Annotated in this window: 11 protein-coding genes and 1 pseudogene; 10 read left to right on the top strand and 2 right to left on the bottom strand. The window is 39.1% G+C overall.

What is annotated here, in order from left to right:
* Positions 1-194: 194 nt before the first annotated feature.
* The 6 genes from FJR08_RS15690 (at position 195) to FJR08_RS15715 (ending at position 6,196) form a co-directional block, all read left to right on the top strand.
* Positions 195-809 carry a 2OG-Fe(II) oxygenase gene (locus tag FJR08_RS15690; RefSeq protein ID WP_168633798.1) on the top strand — a complete coding sequence of 205 codons (615 nt, stop codon included), beginning with the start codon at positions 195-197 and terminating at the stop codon, positions 807-809.
* A 319-nt stretch (positions 810-1,128) separates the two neighbouring features.
* Positions 1,129-2,292 carry a phosphate ABC transporter substrate-binding protein PstS gene (gene pstS / locus FJR08_RS15695; protein WP_168633799.1) on the top strand — a complete coding sequence of 388 codons (1,164 nt, stop codon included), beginning with the start codon at positions 1,129-1,131 and terminating at the stop codon, positions 2,290-2,292.
* A gap of 221 nt (positions 2,293-2,513) precedes the next feature.
* Positions 2,514-3,464: a phosphate ABC transporter permease subunit PstC gene (pstC, locus tag FJR08_RS15700; protein ID WP_148762782.1), complete on the top strand. Its 951-nt coding sequence runs from the start codon at positions 2,514-2,516 to the stop codon at positions 3,462-3,464.
* A 14-nt stretch (positions 3,465-3,478) separates the two neighbouring features.
* On the top strand, positions 3,479-4,360 hold the full coding sequence (pstA, locus tag FJR08_RS15705; RefSeq protein WP_015079688.1) for a phosphate ABC transporter permease PstA: 882 nt from the start codon (positions 3,479-3,481) through the stop codon (positions 4,358-4,360).
* Between the two features lie 176 nt (positions 4,361-4,536).
* Entirely contained in the window at positions 4,537-5,343 is an 807-nt protein-coding gene (pstB, locus tag FJR08_RS15710; protein WP_148762786.1) for a phosphate ABC transporter ATP-binding protein PstB, read from the top strand.
* 109 nt (positions 5,344-5,452) lie between these two features.
* Positions 5,453-6,196: an SIMPL domain-containing protein gene (locus FJR08_RS15715; protein ID WP_015079690.1), complete on the top strand. Its 744-nt coding sequence runs from the start codon at positions 5,453-5,455 to the stop codon at positions 6,194-6,196.
* A 145-nt stretch (positions 6,197-6,341) separates the two neighbouring features.
* On the opposite strand, the gene FJR08_RS15720 is transcribed toward FJR08_RS15715, so the two are convergent.
* Positions 6,342-6,704 carry a single-stranded DNA-binding protein gene (locus FJR08_RS15720; protein ID WP_148762788.1) on the bottom strand — a complete coding sequence of 121 codons (363 nt, stop codon included), beginning with the start codon at positions 6,702-6,704 and terminating at the stop codon, positions 6,342-6,344.
* A 368-nt stretch (positions 6,705-7,072) separates the two neighbouring features.
* Here FJR08_RS15720 and FJR08_RS15725 point away from each other — a divergent pair, with 368 nt between their 5' ends.
* From FJR08_RS15725 to FJR08_RS15740, 4 genes are all read left to right on the top strand, one after another.
* A complete protein-coding gene (locus FJR08_RS15725; RefSeq protein WP_041457858.1) occupies positions 7,073-8,080 on the top strand; it encodes a rod shape-determining protein in 1,008 nt (335 codons plus the stop codon).
* A gap of 378 nt (positions 8,081-8,458) precedes the next feature.
* The gene (mreC, locus tag FJR08_RS15730) at positions 8,459-9,247 is read left to right on the top strand and encodes a rod shape-determining protein MreC (protein ID WP_168633800.1); all 789 of its coding nucleotides are present in this window, start codon (positions 8,459-8,461) and stop codon (positions 9,245-9,247) included.
* Positions 9,248-10,098: 851 nt separating this feature from the next.
* Positions 10,099-10,620 (top strand): NYN domain-containing protein, encoded by a 522-nt coding sequence (locus tag FJR08_RS15735; protein ID WP_015079695.1) that lies wholly within the window; start codon positions 10,099-10,101, stop codon positions 10,618-10,620.
* A gap of 207 nt (positions 10,621-10,827) precedes the next feature.
* Positions 10,828-12,420 (top strand): 2-isopropylmalate synthase, encoded by a 1,593-nt coding sequence (locus FJR08_RS15740; protein WP_015079696.1) that lies wholly within the window; start codon positions 10,828-10,830, stop codon positions 12,418-12,420.
* A gap of 82 nt (positions 12,421-12,502) precedes the next feature.
* On the opposite strand, the pseudogene FJR08_RS15745 reads toward FJR08_RS15740, so the two are convergent.
* Positions 12,503-13,049, bottom strand: a pseudogene (locus FJR08_RS15745) (SAM-dependent methyltransferase); the annotation flags it as partial.

Genomic DNA, 13,049 nt, shown 5'->3' on the forward strand with positions numbered 1-13,049 from the left:
TATTCCCTAGAAATGTCAAACATCCTGTTAATCCTCTAATCCTGGATATCCTGATTCAGACAAAAATTAAACTCAATATCCATTAATTTAAGACTATGAAAGACTATAGAAATGTCAAATATCCTGTTAATCCTCTAATCCTGGATATCCTGATTCAGACAAAAATTAAACTCAATATCCATTAATTTAAGACCGTGAAATACTATCAACAACATCCTAACGCCTTTCCTCTTCAATATCTCCAGGACTTGTGGGGAGAAATCCAAGCTTGTCCCTATTTTGCTATCAATAACCTCAACCGAGATTTTATCAATACTAAAGGCTTTTCTGTGGTATTTCAGCGTCAAGGTTTAGCAGAAGTTATTCAAAAATTCCCCTATTTTAAGCCTTATTTAGATTTGGCACTTTTGCCTAATTGTAATGCTTTTTATCTGAATCCTTTACTACTCAAAGCAGGTTCTCGCGTTGACCCCCATATTGACCGGTCTTTGCGTTCCTATTGTAAAACCGTTGAACCTCCTGCATTTGTGAGCGTTCTTTATGTACGTGTACCAGAAGATATGGAGGGAGGAGAATTGGTGCTGAAGTTGCAAAAACGCCAAGTGGGACAAATTAAACCGCAAACCAATTCTTTAATTTACTTTCAGGGTGATTTAACTCATTCTGTCAATGCAGTGACAACTCCTGGAAATCGGTTAAGTCTTGTGTGTGAACAGTATAGTTTAAGTGAAGATGAACTTGAAGAAATACCAGAGTTTACATTAGAATCAAGAGCTAATCAAGGGAATGGAAAAAAACAAAGAAAGTAGGCTGATGTCAAAGGATGATATGATCAACTTGTAAAATACGCAAATACTATAAATATAGATTTCCCCATTTTTTTACCGATAAGAGAACTTCACAAAAAAGATTACAGCACTTCCCGGTGTTATGAGGTACATATCTAGCGGGCAAGATGCCCGCACTACAAGAGTTTCATGATTCAACTTTGTACCTCATAAGAGCGGAAACCGCTGTATCCAGTCTTATGGGGTATTTTTGATTTGTAAGTCTCTGAAACAATTTTTTAGGAGTATGTTAGAGGTGTTTAGCTAAAAATTAACATTACTACCATTACCTCTAAGTGCAATGAAGCATAATCGCCTGATAGCTTTAATATCGGTATTCACACTAGCAATTAGTTTATCTGCCTGTGGAGAAACTAACTCAAAGAATCCCAATCCTAACAAATCTTCCAGTCAAACTACAACTGCTTCCAGCAAACTAGATTTAGGAGGTAATATTGAATTAACAGGTGCCGGTGCTACTTTTCCGTCACCCCTTTACCAAACCTGGTTTGCGGAGTTAAACAAAAAATACCCCAATTTAAAAGTTAACTATCAGCCAGTTGGTAGTGGCGCTGGTGTTGAGCAGTTTACCAAAGGGACAGTAGACTTTGGTGCTAGTGATGTAGCCATGAAAGATGAAGAAATTCAGAATATCCCCGCAGATAAAGGAGTGATCTTACTACCTGTAACTGCTGGTAGTATTGTTCTGGCTTATAACTTACCAGATATTGCTGATAGCTCAGGTGGCGTAGCCATACTCAAACTACCACGAGCAGTTTATATTGATATTTTACTAGGTAAAATCAAATCTTGGGATGATCCGGCGATCGCTCAAGCTAATCCTGATGTAAAATTACCAAAAGAGGAGATAAAAGTTATTTATCGGGCTGATGGTAGCGGGACTACAGGCGTTTTTACCAAACACCTTAGCGCCATTAGTCCAGAATGGAAAACTAAAGTAGGTGACGGTAAAAGTGTAAAATGGCCTGTAGGAATTGGTGCTAAAGGCAATGAAGGTGTTACCGCCCAAATTCAACAAACTCCAGGTGCTATTGGTTATGTAGAATATGGCTATGCCAAACAAAGTAATCTCAAATTTGCGAGTTTAGAAAATAAAGCTAAAAAGTTTGTTTTGGCTTCTGAAGAATCAGCATCTAAAACGTTAGCATCAGTAACTTTACCAGAAAATCTTCGCGCTTTTATTTCTGATCCTGAAGGGGAAGGTTCTTACCCAATCGTCACTTATACTTGGATTCTCGCTTATAAAAAATATGCTGATGCTGGTAAAGCCAAGGCAATAGAAGCAACTATTGAGTACGCTTTAACCGATGGACAAAAGTTAGCTACTCAATTAGGGTATGTTCCTTTACCAGCAAATGTGATTGCTAAAGTGGCTGCTGCTGCTGATCAAATTAGTCCTGATTATAAAATCTCTCTTGGTGCTGATCCTAAAACTACAAAGTAATGACAAGCTAGTGGTCTGTAAAATTTATTTTGACGGGTTTTTGGTAGTGCGGGCATCTTGCCCGCGTGAGCGAGACGCTCACACTATTGCCCGCGTGAGCGAGACGCTCACACTATTGCCCGCGTGAGCGAGACGCTCACACTACAGTCCATCATTTTTATCTTGACAAACTACTAGTTTTGAGAAAGTTCGCTTTTTCCCAAATCTTAGAGTCAGCATTCATGTCCATAAATTTTCCAGAAACCCCATTAGTCACGAAAAATCGCTCGGAAATAGACAGAAATCTAGATCGGAGCTTTATTTGGTTAACTCGAATTTTTGCCCTAGCAATTGCTGGGATTTTATTATGGATTACCTTGCAAGTTGCTATTGCGGCCAGTCCAGCTATCCAAAAATTCGGGATTAATTTCTTAATCACCAGCAATTGGAACCCTGTTAATGATGAATATGGGGTATTACCTGCGATTTATGGGACTCTCATGAGTTCTTTAATCGGACTAATTTTAGCAGTTCCAATTGGTGTGGGGACAGCGATTTTATTGAGTGAGGATTTTTTGCCATCCCAGGTAAAATTGGTACTGGTATTTTTAGTAGAATTACTAGCTGCCATTCCCAGTGTTGTCTACGGAGTCTGGGGAATTTTTGTTTTAATCCCGATTTTAACTGATTTGGGCAAATGGCTGCATCATTATTGGGGCTGGCTACCTATTTTTAGTACCTCACCTACAGGGCCAGGAATGTTACCTGCGGGAGTGATCTTAGCAATTATGACTTTGCCAATTATCACCGCTATTTCTCGTGATGCTTTGATTTCTGTACCTTCGGGTTTACGTCAAGCTGCCTTGGCAATCGGTGCAACCCGTTGGGAAACAATTTTTCAAGTTATTATCCCCGCTGCTTTTTCTGGCATTGTCAGTGCGGTGATGTTGGCACTTGGTAGAGCCATGGGTGAAACAATGGCTGTGACAATGTTAATTGGTAATGCCAATAATATTAACATCTCTTTCTTAGCACCATCTAATACAATTTCTTCCCTACTAGCAAATCAATTTGCTGAAGCTAATGGGTTACAAGTTGCTGCTTTAATGTATGCGGCTTTAATCCTATTTCTATTGACGATGATAGTCAATATTCTGGCAGAGTTTATTGTGGCGCGAGTCCAGAGACTATAGTGATAGGTTAAATTATGACTTCTTCTTTTGAGCAAAGAAGCCTGACTCGTTCTCCTTCCTCTCCTCGGACATTGTTGAATACAGCAATGACTGGATTAGCTTTTATCTGTGGAGCATTGGCACTAGTCCCCTTGTTGGCAGTGCTTTATTATGTAGTAATTAGAGGGTTTAGTAGTTTAAATCTCAATATTTTTACGCAGTTACCACCGCCGCCTTTTGGCAAAAATGGCGGTTTTGGTAATGCCATTGTTGGCACAATTCTCATGGTCGGGATTGCCGCTGTCATTAGTGTTCCCTTTGGTGTATTGGCCGCAATTTATTTAAATGAGTTTAGTTCCCAAAAGATTGCTAGATGGATACGTTTTGCTACTAACGTCCTCAGTGGTGTTCCTTCTATTATTGCTGGGGTATTTGCTTATGGAATTGTGGTTTTGACCTTAGTAAAGCTGAATTTAGGCTCTTACTCAGCCCTGGGGGGTGGATTTGCCTTAGCAATTTTGATGTTACCTATTATTGTAAAAACTACAGACGAAGCTTTGCAATTAGTATCTCAAGATTTGCGGCAAGCGTCTGTTGGATTAGGTGCAAGTAATTTGCAAACTGTGATCCTGGTGGTATTGCCGGCTGCATTACCAACAATTGTCACTGGTTCTACTTTGGCGATCGCTCGGGCTGCTGGAGAAACAGCACCATTAATATTTACGGCTCTTTTTTCTGCTTTTTGGCCGGATAGCATTCTCAAACCTACTGCTTCTCTCGCGGTTTTAGTCTACAACTTTGCTACTTCTCCCTTCCCAACTTGGCAATCTCTAGCTTGGGCTGCGTCTTTAATCCTCGTAATGATGGTTTTAATTACTAGTATTATTACTCGCTGGGTGACTAAACAAAAGGTTTAGTCAAGAGGCTATCAACAAAACTGAAACTCATCCCGAAAAACTTATTCTTTAACTTACCTTTGGGGGTTAAAGTCCCCTGCTTCTACAAGCAGCGGGTTTTGCGTCGGGGTAAAATCCCCGTTGCAAAACGTAATTCTAAATTCTAAATTCTAAATTCTGCATTCATTTAAGTATTTATGGCTACTACAATTAGCACGATTAATGGGGCTGAATCGGTTTTACGCACAGAAGATCTCAATATCTACTACGGCAATTTTTTGGTTGTACAGAATGTTTGGCTAGATATTCCTAAAAATCGGGTGACGGCTTTTATTGGACCATCTGGCTGCGGTAAAAGTACATTATTGCGATGTTATAACCGTCTAAATGATTTAATCGCATCATTTAGAGCCGAAGGTAAAGTTTATTTCTATGATAAAAATCTCTATGCACCCAATACTGATCCCGTAGAGGTGCGGAGACGTATTGGTATGGTGTTTCAAAGACCCAACCCATTTCCCAAGTCAATTTATGAAAATATTGCTTTTGGGGCCAGAATTAATGGCTACAGGGGTGATATGAATGAATTAGTAGAACGGAGTTTGCGACAAGCGGCTTTGTGGGATGAAGTCAAGGATAAATTGCGCCAAAATGGTTTATCTTTATCTGGTGGACAACAACAACGTTTATGTATTGCCAGAGCGATCGCAGTACAACCAGAAGTTATCCTCATGGATGAACCATGTTCTGCTCTTGATCCTATTTCTACCTCGCGGGTTGAAGAACTAATTCATCAACTTAAAGAGCAATATACCATCGTCATAGTCACTCACAATATGCAGCAAGCATCACGAGTATCTGATAAAACGGCATTTTTTAATGTTAGAGCCTCAGAATCAGGTGGACGGGCTGGGTATTTAGTAGAGTACAATTCGACAGAGCTAATTTTCAGCAACCCTCAACAGGAAGATACCAAAGCTTACATTAGCGGTAAATTTGGGTAATGCTGAGATGATAAAACAAGTGGTAAAAATGTTTTGGTGGTTGTTGATAATTAGTTGATAATTAACAGTTAACCAAGAATTGATCCGTTTTTGGAGGAGTGCCAGCAGAATGTCTAACACTATTTTATCCAATTCTCGTTTTCCTACCAGGAATTTTGGGAAGATATTATCCTTGAGTATATTGATATGCGCGACTTTTATATTACCTGCATCGGCGCAAGAAAAGGCAAAATTATGGCGAACTTTAACCGTGAGTGGACGGGGAGTAGAAACAATTTCTACAACTTTATCTCAAGTGAGTTTAGGTGTGGAAATTCAAGGAAAAACCGCTGAAGATGTCCAAAAAGAAGCGGCTCGTAAATCATCCGCTGTGGTGACATTGCTGAAAAAACGTAATGTGGAAAAATTGACAACTACAGGAATTCGCCTGAATCCAGTGTATAGCTACAGCAATAATGTCCAACGAATCACTGGTTATGCTGCCAGTAATACAGTCAGTTTCCGCATTCCTACAGATCAAGCCGGAACATTGTTAGATGAAGCTGTGAAGGCTGGAGCGACACAAATTAACGGTGTGAGTTTTATTGCTAGTGATGAAGCAATTGCGATCGCCCAAAAACAAGCTCTGAAAAAAGCTACCCAGGATGCCCAACAGCAAGCAGAAGCCGTTTTAAGTAGCCTGGGATTACAACAAAAAGAAATTGTCAGTATTCAAGTCAATGGTGCAACTCCTCCACCACCTCCCATGCTTTACCGGGCTGAGGCTAAATTAGCTAATGCAGATGCTTCTACTCCCATAATTGCCGGTGAACAGGAAGTACAAGCATCAGTAACATTGCAAATTAGTTATTAGTCAGTGGTCAGTGGTCAGTGGTCAATGGCAAGGAAAAAACAACTAACAACTGTACGGGCGAAGCATTTGGAGAACTATTTTTGGCAATGACCGATAATTTATCTTCCAAATGCTTCGCCCCTACTAACAACTAACAACTCACTAATTAGAAATTATCTGGAGACATATCTGCTCCCCCACCTTCACCATCACGCTTAGAACCTAGTAATTCTAGTTGCTCGACATTGATCACTGGACTAGAACGGTTAACTCCGCTTTGGCGATCACTCCAGGAATCAAACCGCAAAGAACCTTTAACGCCTATTTGTTTGCCTTTCCGAACATAATTACCCGCAACTTCCGCAGTTTTTCCCCATAATTCTAAGTTAAACCAGTCTGTATGTTCTCCCTCACGGGTACGACGACTGACTGCTAGAGTTAATCTACATTTAACTTTACCCGAATCAAAAAACTTCATGTCAGGATCGATGCCTACACGGCCAATAAGAGTGACAACATTAATGCTCATGGCTTTTATTTCTTAGTAACTTTGTATTGTACTATTCCGGATTCCATAATAACTAATTGTGAAAGTATTGAAAATATGTTAGAATCCCAAGAGTTAACTCGCACAAAAATTCAAAAAATACTTGACATTAAAAAAAATATACGGTTATACTGACTGACCATGAGAAAATAGAACATAAAATTCGTGAAACTAAAATCAAGATTGACAAAAGCTAGATAAAAAAATAGTCTAGGTTACTGGAGTCAGGCAAGCAAACATCATGGAATCTATCAATCATTATTAACTTTTATCTTTGTAGTTATAAGTATCGCAAATAAGGGGCAAAGAGAAGCGTGGATCTTTTCAGAAATTTTCGTCCATCATGGGATATGGGTATCGACCTTGGTACAGCCAATACCCTGGTTTATGTGTCTGGTAAAGGAATTGTCCTGCAAGAACCTTCTGTAGTTGCCATTGATCAAAATCTCAAGGTGGCACTGGCAGTGGGAGAAGAAGCCAAAAAAATGCTCGGACGGACACCAGGCAATGTAATTGCCCTCCGTCCCCTGCGTGACGGTGTGATTGCTGACTTTGACACGGCTGAATTGATGCTAAAAAGCTTTATTCAGCGGGTAAATGAGGGAAGATCGCTGATGCGTCCCCGCATTATCATTGGCATTCCTAGTGGTGTCACAGGAGTAGAAAGACGGGCTGTCATGGATGCAGCCAATCAAGCCGGAGCGAGGGAAGTATATTTAATTGATGAACCAGTTGCAGCGGCAATCGGTGCGGGACTGCCAGTTGCAGAACCTACGGGTAACATGATCATTGATATAGGTGGTGGCACAACAGAAGTAGCGGTATTAAGTCTTCAGGGTACAGTAATTAGCGAGTCAGTCCGCATTGCTGGAGATGAACTAACCGAAGCGATTACTCAGTATATGAAGAAAATTCATAATCTGGTAATTGGTGAACGGACTGCTGAGGATATTAAGATTAAGATTGGTTCTGCCTATCCGACCGCAGATGATAATGATAGTGTCATGGAAGTCCGGGGCTTGCATTTACTTTCTGGATTACCCAGAACTGTAAGCATCAAAGGCCCAGAAATTCGGGAAAGCATGGTAGAGCCTCTAGCGGTAATTATCGAAGCAGTGAGACGGACACTAGAACGGACACCTCCAGAACTGGCAGCAGACATTATTGATCGCGGGATCATGTTGGCAGGAGGTGGTGCATTACTCAAAGGTCTGGATACATTAATTAGTCATGAGACAGGTCTTGTGACTCACATTGCGGCGGACCCTTTAAGCTGTGTAGTGTTGGGAACAGGTCGTGTATTAGAAAACTTCAAACAATTGGAGAGAGTATTTAGCGGGCATTCCCGTAATATGTAGTAGGAATATATGGGTTCTGTATTTATTCATAATTATAGAATCCATTAGACAGCTCCGGTAAATATTGTAGAGACGTTCCATGGAACGTCTCTACAAGGGTTTTAGGTCACGCATATTTAATTTCCGGAGATGTCTATTGTTTTCAACAGAAGTATAGGGAAGTTGAGGGATAATGATCACGGAAAGTCTTACTAAGGAGTATAGATTAAATAAAGTACAAAATTAGGGTGTGTAAAGCTCTGCGAGCATGGCTACGCTAAAACAAAGCGTAACGCACCATTTCTGGTTAAATCAGAATGGCAGGTGATTAAATTTGCGTTCCTAAGCAATATTTTTGTAACTCCTGAATAATTTATAAAAATATATACAGGTATATTTATGTTTACTTTAAAACGCTGGTGGGAATATAAGGGATTACAAATAGGGTTATTGGCCTTAGTTTTAGGTAGTGCTTGGACAATCAGAGAAACAAAAGGGGCATTATTACGCGAAATCTATCAAGGAATCACCATTCCATTACAGATCGTGCAGTCAGGGACGATTCCTGAGCAAAGTATTAAAGATGCAAGATTTTTAGAATTACAGACTCGCATCGTCGATCTAGAAAGCCAAAATGAAAAATTAAAAAGTTTACTGAGTTACGTAGAAAAAGAAACCTTGCCACAGAAGCCAATTATAGCAAGGGTAATTGGACGGAGTGCAGATCATTGGTGGCAACAGGTAATTTTGAATCGAGGGACGGCATCAGGCATTCAAGAAGGTTCTATTGTTAAAGCCGATGGGGGATTAGTAGGTTTAGTAGAAAGTGTGACGACTAATACTAGCAGTGTATTGTTGGTTAGTGATTTAAAAAGTCAAGTGGGTGTAACTGTCAGCCGCACATCAGCTAAAGGAGTTTTGCAAGGTGATGCTTCCGCTGAAGGGGTGTTAGAGTTTTATGAAAAAGTGCCTAATGTTAAAGTAGGCGATTTAGTTTCCACATCTACTTATAGTCAGAAGTTTCCCGCTGGTTTAGCCATAGGTAAAATTAAGTCCTTGGATTTAAAGAAACTCCCGGCATCAATCGCTAAAGTGGAGTTATTTCCGCCAATTCGGTATTTAGATTGGGTAACTGTTTATCCTCAACCAGAGAAACAATATTTAGAAACTCCGAATTTGACGAAATGATGGACAAGGTTAATTAGTGTAAATGACTCAAATCTACCACTCGCACCAGGCTGCTTTTCTAATTTGCCAACAGAATCTGATTTTTTGGTTAAGCTAGATATAGGTTCTGGGGCGATATTATTGTACTGACTAGTTTAAGTACAATACTTATATTGATTCAGAACCCTGTTCGACTGCTAAAAACTGCAAATTTAAGACTTAAATGACCATTTTATCCCTTTTTCACCCATCCTTTAATTTTTATCCAACTCATATCAGTATATTCATTGTATAAAAACTCTGTACAGATACATTCCCATATTTACGCAACTGAACCCACCCCTGTGATCGCAGATCAGGTTAGTTGTCATAAAAATTTATATTCGGAGTCATCAAATTATTCAAACTACTTTCATAGAGTATTCTTCAAATTTTAGGTGTCCATCTAGGATATCCTAGATGCGTATCCTCAATAGTCTTCTCTCCTGAAGCATTGATAATCCTCTGAAATCATCCCTACAGTCGATGAAAAAATCTATTGATGAAGATCAGCCCATTCCTTCTCCAGAATCCTATCCCGTACCTCTTTAGGAGTAAAATTGAATATCATCTAGTTTACAATCCTGTTACTAGGTCAATTTTATTGGTAGATTTTGATCAGACAACATATTTACAAGTCCCGGAGGTGAAACAAGTTAAATAATTCGGATCTCAACTGGGATATTTTGTCCAAATTTTGGCTTTAAAAGAGGTAAGATAATGGCTATACATAATTATGTACCTTAAAGATATTAGCGAAATTACCACTTGATAATTGCTATAATCTATTCTTCCCTCTAACATTCTTATCTATTATTTAGGTGTAAATTTTTATGGGTTCTCCAATGAATCGTCTGTCTATTTTTGTAGACGGAAACAATATGTTCTATGCTCAACAAAAAAATGGTTGGTTTTTTGACCCCCGACGGGTTTTAGAATATTTCAAATACGAACAGTCAGAAACTACATTAATCAATGCTTTCTGGTACACTGGATTAAAAGACCCACAAGACCAACGGGGTTTCCGAGATGCACTCATCAGTTTAGGATATACAGTTCGCACGAAAATCCTCAAAGAGTATTATGATGATGCTTCCGGTCGTTACTCCCAAAAAGCGAATTTAGATATTGAAATTGTCGTTGATATGTTTAATACGGTAGATCAATATGACCGAGTTGTATTATTCAGCGGAGATGGTGATTTTGAAAGAGCTATCGAACTATTACGCTCAAAAAATACGCATATTACAGTAGTATCAACTGAAGGAATGATCGCCAGAGAACTACGTAATGCTACTGATAGATATATAGACTTGAACGATATAAGAGAGAGAATAGAAAAAACTGACGGTTAACTTAGCTTAGTATTTATTTACACATCTCAAAGTTAAAAACTCTCATTTCACAGTTTCAGCTATTTTATCAAAAAAGAATTGAGGAATTAGAAGTCAGTGATGAAAATAAATTCTATAGGACTGACAAATCAAGTCACATTTGATTAATTCTAATTCCCTTATGTTCTTTTATTGGGTCCACTCTCAAAATTAAAAGAGGTTAAGCTAATGAGCAAACAAGCCGATAGAATTATCATCTTTGACACCACATTGCGTGATGGAGAACAGTGTCCAGGAGCAACTCTCAATATAGACGAAAAGCTAATTATTGCCAAACAACTAGCACGTTTAGGAGTAGATATTATTGAGGCTGGTTTTGCTTTTGCTAGTCCTGGAGATTTTGAAGCAGTTAGCAAAATTGCCCAAACTGTGGGAACGGAAAATGGTCCGGTAATTTGTAGTTTGGCCAGAGCCAGACATGATGATATTAAAGCCGCAGCGGAGGCTATCAAACCTGCTGCTAAAGGCAGAATTCATACTTTTATTGCTACTTCTGATATCCACCTGCAATATAAGTTAAAAAAGACCAGACCGGAAGTAGTTGCCATTGCGGAAGAAATGGTAGCCTATGCCAAAACCTTCACCGATGATGTCGAATTTTCTCCTGAAGATGCCGGACGATCTGATCCAGAATTTTTGTATGAAGTTTTGGAAAGAGCGATCGCTGCTGGAGCAACAACTGTTAATATTCCTGATACCGTAGGTTACACCACACCCAGCGAATTTGGGGGCATCATTAAAGGCATTACCGAAAATGTCCCCAACATTGACAAAGCCATTATTTCCGTTCACGGCCATAATGATTTAGGTTTAGCAGTTGCTAACTTTTTGGAAGCTGTGAAAAACGGCGCTCGGCAACTAGAATGTACCATCAATGGCATTGGTGAAAGAGCCGGAAATGCAGCTTTAGAAGAATTAGTCATGGCTTTGCACGTCCGCAGACAATATTTTAATCCCTTCTTGGGACGCGCTGAAAATTCCGAAGCATCACTCACGAATATTGACACCAAACAAATCTATAAAACCTCCCGTTTGGTTTCCAATTTAACGGGAATGTTGGTGCAACCAAATAAAGCTATTGTCGGTGCAAATGCCTTTGCTCATGAATCTGGAATTCACCAAGATGGGGTATTGAAAAATAAACTCACTTATGAGATTATGGATGCTCAATTGATTGGTTTATCGGACAATCAAATAGTATTGGGTAAACATTCTGGCAGAAATGCTTTTCGTACCCGCTTGAAAGAATTGGGTTTTGAACTATCAGAAAATGACCTGAATAAAGCCTTTGTTAGATTTAAAGAAGTAGCGGACAAAAAGAAAGAAATCTCTGATTGGGATTTGGAAGCTATTGTTAATGATGAAATCCAACAAGCGCCAGATTTATTTAAGGTAGAGTTGGTACAGGTTTCCTGTGGTAGTAACGCTCAACCTACTGCTACTGTAACTCTTCGCACTCCCGACGGAGAAGAATTAACTGATGCAGCCATTGGTACAGGTCCAGTAGATGCGGTGTACAAAGCCATCAATCGGGTGGTGAATGTACCGAATGAATTGATTGAGTTTTCTGTGCAATCTGTCACCGGGGGAATTGATGCTTTAGGAGAAGTGACAATTCGCTTGCGCCATGAATCCCGTGTATTTTCAGGTCATGCGGCTAATACAGATATTATTGTGGCATCGGCTCAGGCTTACGTAAATGCACTGAATAGACTGGTTTCAGCTTTACAGCAGGAAGTGAAGGAAGAAGTAACAGCATAGAAAATGTAAATAGTTTTTGATTTTTTCAAACCACATTAATGTGGTTTGATTTTTTTATGCGTATGAAGTTAGATTTCAATTATTAAAATAGTTCAAGTTGCTGACTTGTAGTTTTATATTTTTGTCGGGTTAAATTATATTTATCTACAATATGTTCTGGAATGGGAACTTTATCAAGATTACGAGGCTCAACTTTAATTGCTCCAGAACCATAGCTTTTGCCTACAAGTCTGAGATTTTGAATTGTCTCAGGATCATTTAAAGCCTCACAGAGATTAGCGATATATAGTTCATCATCATAAATAGGATAAATACACAAAAAACTTGTTAATGGAACAACACCAGCCTCATTTTTAATGAACCTAGAATTGCGTCTACCAAGATAAGCAAATAATATGGGTGGCACTTCTCTATGTTCCATCTTATACCACAATTTACGTTGTTTAATCAGGGGACGGTCAGGCAGACCTAATTTTTCACCTTCTTGAAGATAGTTAGCAACTGATTCAGGGATATTATCATTACTATTTATTGAAAGTAAAATTGTGGGACGATTATTTTCTTCTAATTTTTTGATATCTTCAATAGTTAATTTATCTCCTGTTACATCTTTTGTCCGTCCAATTGCC

This window comes from Dolichospermum sp. UHCC 0260, from assembly GCF_009711985.1.
Classification (GTDB): Bacteria; Cyanobacteriota; Cyanobacteriia; order Cyanobacteriales; family Nostocaceae; genus Dolichospermum; species Dolichospermum lemmermannii.

Coding starts and splice junctions, on each gene's coding strand:
- pstB (WP_148762786.1), top strand. CDS start 4,537: ATGGCTACTACAATTAGCACGATTAATGGGGCTGAATCGGTTTTACGC.
- FJR08_RS15735 (WP_015079695.1), top strand. CDS start 10,099: ATGGGTTCTCCAATGAATCGTCTGTCTATTTTTGTAGACGGAAACAAT.
- FJR08_RS15725 (WP_041457858.1), top strand. CDS start 7,073: ATGGGTATCGACCTTGGTACAGCCAATACCCTGGTTTATGTGTCTGGT.
- mreC (WP_168633800.1), top strand. CDS start 8,459: ATGTTTACTTTAAAACGCTGGTGGGAATATAAGGGATTACAAATAGGG.
- FJR08_RS15720 (WP_148762788.1), bottom strand. CDS start 6,704: ATGAGCATTAATGTTGTCACTCTTATTGGCCGTGTAGGCATCGATCCT.
- FJR08_RS15740 (WP_015079696.1), top strand. CDS start 10,828: ATGAGCAAACAAGCCGATAGAATTATCATCTTTGACACCACATTGCGT.
- pstA (WP_015079688.1), top strand. CDS start 3,479: ATGACTTCTTCTTTTGAGCAAAGAAGCCTGACTCGTTCTCCTTCCTCT.
- pstC (WP_148762782.1), top strand. CDS start 2,514: ATGTCCATAAATTTTCCAGAAACCCCATTAGTCACGAAAAATCGCTCG.
- pstS (WP_168633799.1), top strand. CDS start 1,129: ATGAAGCATAATCGCCTGATAGCTTTAATATCGGTATTCACACTAGCA.
- FJR08_RS15715 (WP_015079690.1), top strand. CDS start 5,453: ATGTCTAACACTATTTTATCCAATTCTCGTTTTCCTACCAGGAATTTT.